Below are 4511 nucleotides of genomic sequence, written 5' to 3'. Positions count from 1 at the left end.
TCTTCGCCGTGGGTCTTTAACCCGGGGTGAAGGCATTACCCTATCGAAAAGCCGCTAACCTATCGAAGTATTACCGGGGAATCCACTCCGCATGCCTGTGGACAAACACTTTTTCGGTAGAATCCGCGAAGTTATCCACAGATTTCACGAACAAGCCCCACAACCTCACACAGCCTGCCAGGATAAAGCCTATGAACACAGCAACTATTCCGTGGCAACGCGTCCCAAACGTACTACCGGCTACACCAGAAATTACCCGTACCGCAGAACTACACCCATTCGTGCTGAACTCCCAGATGCTCAACCTGCGAGGAATCGGGCCGAAACGCATTCGCAAGCTAGTGGCGGAAGGGTCTCTGCAACGTATCCAGCGAGGAGCCTATATTTACACCCGCGATGCCCAAGCGCTCACCCCCGAAGAGCGGCTCACGGTACGGTGCATCGCTGCTCAGATGATGGGTCTTCAAGGGATCTTCTCCCACACATCAGCCGCGGCGCTATGGGGACTTGATGTACTCTCTGTTCCCCAAATGATAAGCGTGTATAGCTGTAGTCATAGCACCTCTGACAGGGGAAGAATCACCCGGCATTACAGCGCCACTGGCCCCGAGGAAGTCACCAGGTTGCCGGGCACCTCCATCATGGTTACGACGGTGGCTCGCACGCTGCAGGATTGTGCGCGCAGCATGCCCTTTCGGGAGGCGGTGGTCCTCGCTGACTCCATCATGCGGCGAGGGCTCATGGAGCCCCACGAAGTTATCGAGACTCTACTAAACCTCACCGGGTACGGCGGCTCCGCTGGACCTCTCCTGGCGCAGGCGGTGGATGCATCCAGTGAGTCGGCCGGTGAAAGCCTCACCCGGTGCCTACTCATGGAGCACAGGCTACCCTCCCCCGTAACGCAGTACCCGATTTCGTGCGAGGGTCGTAACTACCGGGTAGACTTCGCCTGGCCCGAGGCGCGGGTCATTCTCGAGTTCGACGGTGAACAGAAATACGTGGACCACCCCGGCAGGGACCGCTACGAGGCGGCCCGCGACCGCGCACTGACCCGCGCCGGGTGGACGGTCGTACACCTCACATGGGCTGACATCTTTCAAAAAGAACGGGAAGTCATCACCCACTTGCGGAAACTACTCTTGAGATAAAGCGAGGAAACGCCTCAGTCGATAGGTTAGTGTCTTCACCCCGGGTTAAAGACCCACGGCGAAGACACTAACCTATCGAAAATCTGGGCTCACACAAAAGACCCGCCCGGCAGGGAGGTCAACATCCTCCCCACCAGGCGGGTACACATCCATATGCAGGCTACAGTAACCAAATTATTACAGCAGCCAGATAATACTGCAACCAAACACCGCAGGCATTACAGGCCCCTAATGTTTACAGGCCCTCAGCACGCACAATCTGAACGTGCAGGTCCTCAGCCGGCGGCATCCACGAAGCCGGATCAGCAGCAACCTGCTCACCCGAACGGATATCCTTCACCTCGTGAACCGGGGCACCCGACTCATCCGAGGAAATGAACCACACGAACGGAATGCCGCGCTTCTCAGCGTACTTAATCTGCTTACCGAACTTCGCCGCATTCGCGGACACCTCGCAGGCAATACCGCGGGCACGCAGCGCATCCGCAACATCATTCGCGGCCGACCAGCCCTCATCATTCGTCAGGGCAACAAACACAGCCGAAGGCACCTTACGGCTCGCCTGCGCAAAACCCTGCGACAGGATACGAGCCACCACACGAGTCACACCAATAGACAGGCCAACACCCGGGTACGTCTTCTTACCGTTCGACGCCAGCGACTCATAACGGCCACCCGAGCAGATCGAACCCAGCGACTCGTGACCAACCAGAACAGTCTCATACACGGTGCCGGTGTAGTAGTCCAGGCCGCGAGCAATCGACAGGTCAGCCAGCACCTTACCCGGCGCACGGCGGGACGCCTCCTCAATGACCTCAGCCAGCTCAGCAAGACCCTGATCCAGCAGCTCATGCTCCACTGAATACTTAGCGGCAAGAGTACGCACCTGCTCCACGAAAGAAGCATCCTCGGTGCGGATCTGCGCCAGCTCCAGGGCGGCAGCGGCAGCATCCGCGCTCGCACCAGCCTCAGCCTGCAGCTCCTCAGCCACACGCTCAGCACCAATCTTCTCCAGCTTGTCAATAGAACGCAGAACAGCCGCAGTATCAGTCAAACCCAAGCCCAGGTAGAAACCCTCAGCCAGCTTGCGGTTATTCACACGCAGCTTGAACTCAGGAATCGGCAGCTTCGACAGTGCATCAACAACAACCAGCGCCAAGGTCACGTCGTAACGGAACGGCAGCTCGCCGTCGCCAACCACGTCAATATCAGCCTGAGTGAACTCGCGGGCACGACCCTCCTGCGGACGCTCACCACGCCACACCTTCTGAATCTGGTAACGCGAGAACGGGAAATTCAGGTAACCGGCGTTCTCCACCACATAACGGGCAAACGGCACAGTCAGGTCAAAGTGCAGAGCCAGTTTTTCCTTAGCCTTAGCAGCCTCGTCCTCCTGCAGGCGAGAAATTGCGTAAACTTCCTTGTCAATCTCACCCTTGCGCAGCAGCTGCTCAATAGTCTCTACCGAACGAGTCTCAATCGGGGAGAAACCGTGCAACTCAAAAGTCTCACGCAGAGTGTCCAGAACATGATTCTCAACCAACCGCTCAGCCGGAAGATACTCGGGAAAACCAGACAGCGAAGCCTTGCGAGCCATACGCGATACTCCTTGACAAAGAACTCGACAACAAAACCCCGGAACACCTCCGGGCATATCTACCCATCATACCAACACCCGCCCCAGCACAGCACCCACTCCCCCCGCTCACCCGACACAAACCCGCAGCCGGCAGGTTCGCCCACAACACAACACGACCAGACACTACTCACACACACCCCACAGAGGCTATGCTTAGGAGGTGCACACGCACACCCAAACGGGTGCCCACCACGGGGAACAGCGCAAAGGCGCCCCACCCCCAGCACCCCCGAGTGAAAGAGTTATAGCGGTGACTACCAAACCCGACGACACTGTAAACCTCGAAAAGGCACGCCAGTACGGCCGCGTCTCCGAGGACGGCCACGTCTTCGTCATTGTCGACGGCGAAGAATACGCCGTAGGCCAGCTGCCCGGCGCCTCCGAAGAAGAAGCGCTCAGCTACTTCGCCCGCAAGTTTGAAAACGTCGAGGCGCAGGTTGCCCTGCTCGAATCCCGCCTCGCCAACAACGCCCCCGCCGCAGACCTGCAGAAGGGCATCACCTCCATCGGCGCACAGATCGGTGTGCGCAACATGGTCGGTGACTACTCCGGCCTGCAGAAGCGCCTCATCTCCCTCGCAGAGCAGATCGCTGAACTCGGCGAAAAGCAGCAGCAGGCACGCACCGAAAACCGTGAACGCGCCCTCGCCGTCCGCGAAGAAATCGTCGCGGAAGCCGAGCAGATTGCCGGCCAGGACCCCGACCAGATCCACTGGAAGAACTCCCACTCCCGCATGAACGAACTGTTCGAAGCGTGGAAGAAGGCACAGCGCGAAATTCACCTGGCAAAGAGCGTAGAGGACGAGCTGTGGAAGCGTTTCCGCGCAGCCCGCACTACCTTCGACCGCAACCGCCGCGCGCACTTCTCGCAGCTCGACGACCGCAACGCACGCATCAAGCGCGCCAAGGAAGAGCTGATTGCACGCGCCGAAGAGCTGTCGACCTCGACTGACTGGTCTGAGACTTCCCGCGTATACGGCGACCTGATGCGCGCCTGGAAGCAGGTACCCCGCGGCCACCGTCGCGAAGACGACAAGCTGTGGGCACGCTTCCGCGCGGCACAGGACGTGTTCTTCAACGCCCGCAACGAAGCCGAAGCAGCGCAGGACGCAGTCTACGCCGAAAACCTCAAGGTCAAGGAAGCACTGCTCGAAGAAGCACGCGCACTCCTGCCCGTCGAAGACATTGAGGGCGCGAAGGCAGCCTTCGAGAAGATCCTGGACCGCTGGGATGCGGCAGGCCGCGTACCCCGCAACGACCTGCGCCGCGTCGACGGCGAACTGCGCCGTATTCAGGACGAAATCAACGGCGCCGAAGAGGCAAAGTGGAAGCGCAACGACCCCGCCAAGGCGGCACGCGCGAACTCCCTGCTCGCACAGATCGAGGACTCCCTCGCCGAACTGGAAGCAGAGCTCGCAGTAGCTGAAAAGGGCGGCGACTCCAAGAAGATCGCCAAGGCTAAGGAAGCTCTGGAGGCGCGCCGCGCCTGGGCAGCAACCCTGCAGGGCTTCGGCAACTAGGGTCTAGCCGACGGTCTAAATAACGGTCTAATTAACGCCGAGAAGCCACATGTGTTTCGAAAAGCCACTTCTTTGGTGGCTTCTCGAAACACATGTGGCTTCTGCATGTCTGCGGGGGGTTATATTCGCGCCCCCACCCGATGCAGATGGAGGCGCACCGGGTTCATGGATTTTCGATAGGTTAGTGACTTTAATGCGGGTTAAA

The 4511-nt window shown here is 59.1% G+C and carries 4 protein-coding genes and 1 pseudogene; 3 read left to right on the top strand and 2 right to left on the bottom strand.

Annotated features, from left to right (window positions below; translation table 11 throughout):
- Positions 1 to 191: 191 nt before the first annotated feature.
- Positions 192 to 377, top strand: a pseudogene (locus HMPREF2712_RS09265) (type IV toxin-antitoxin system AbiEi family antitoxin domain-containing protein); the annotation flags it as partial.
- Between the two features lie 212 nt (positions 378 to 589).
- Here the strand turns inward: HMPREF2712_RS09265 and HMPREF2712_RS09195 are convergent.
- Positions 590 to 742, bottom strand: a complete 153-nt coding sequence (locus tag HMPREF2712_RS09195; RefSeq protein WP_246828690.1) for a hypothetical protein — start codon at positions 740 to 742, stop codon at positions 590 to 592.
- Here HMPREF2712_RS09195 and HMPREF2712_RS09190 point away from each other — a divergent pair.
- Positions 741 to 1148 (top strand): endonuclease domain-containing protein, encoded by a 408-nt coding sequence (locus tag HMPREF2712_RS09190; RefSeq protein WP_246828689.1) that lies wholly within the window; start codon positions 741 to 743, stop codon positions 1146 to 1148. The genes HMPREF2712_RS09195 and HMPREF2712_RS09190 overlap by 2 nt on opposite strands.
- Positions 1149 to 1383: 235 nt before the next feature.
- Here the strand turns inward: HMPREF2712_RS09190 and hisS are convergent, their stop codons facing one another.
- Positions 1384 to 2745 carry a histidine--tRNA ligase gene (gene hisS / locus HMPREF2712_RS06865; protein ID WP_070819589.1) on the bottom strand — a complete coding sequence of 454 codons (1362 nt, stop codon included), beginning with the start codon at positions 2743 to 2745 and terminating at the stop codon, positions 1384 to 1386.
- 292 nt (positions 2746 to 3037) lie between these two features.
- Here hisS and HMPREF2712_RS06860 point away from each other — a divergent pair, with 292 nt between their 5' ends.
- The gene (locus HMPREF2712_RS06860; protein WP_070819588.1) at positions 3038 to 4306 is read left to right on the top strand and encodes a DUF349 domain-containing protein; all 1269 of its coding nucleotides are present in this window, start codon (positions 3038 to 3040) and stop codon (positions 4304 to 4306) included.
- Positions 4307 to 4511 lie beyond the last annotated feature (205 nt).

It is taken from the genome of Rothia sp. HMSC064F07 (genome assembly GCF_001837265.1).
GTDB lineage: Bacteria > Actinomycetota > Actinomycetes > Actinomycetales > Micrococcaceae > Rothia > Rothia mucilaginosa.
The sequence above is the reverse complement of the archived record's forward strand: the minus strand, read 5'-3'. Positions and strand labels throughout refer to the sequence as shown.

Bases quoted from the DNA above. Each gene is read 5' to 3' on its own strand.
- HMPREF2712_RS09190 (WP_246828689.1), top strand. From the start codon at position 741: ATGGAGCCCCACGAAGTTATCGAGACTCTACTAAACCTCACCGGGTAC.
- HMPREF2712_RS09195 (WP_246828690.1), bottom strand. From the start codon at position 742: ATGAGCCCTCGCCGCATGATGGAGTCAGCGAGGACCACCGCCTCCCGA.
- hisS (WP_070819589.1), bottom strand. From the start codon at position 2,745: ATGGCTCGCAAGGCTTCGCTGTCTGGTTTTCCCGAGTATCTTCCGGCT.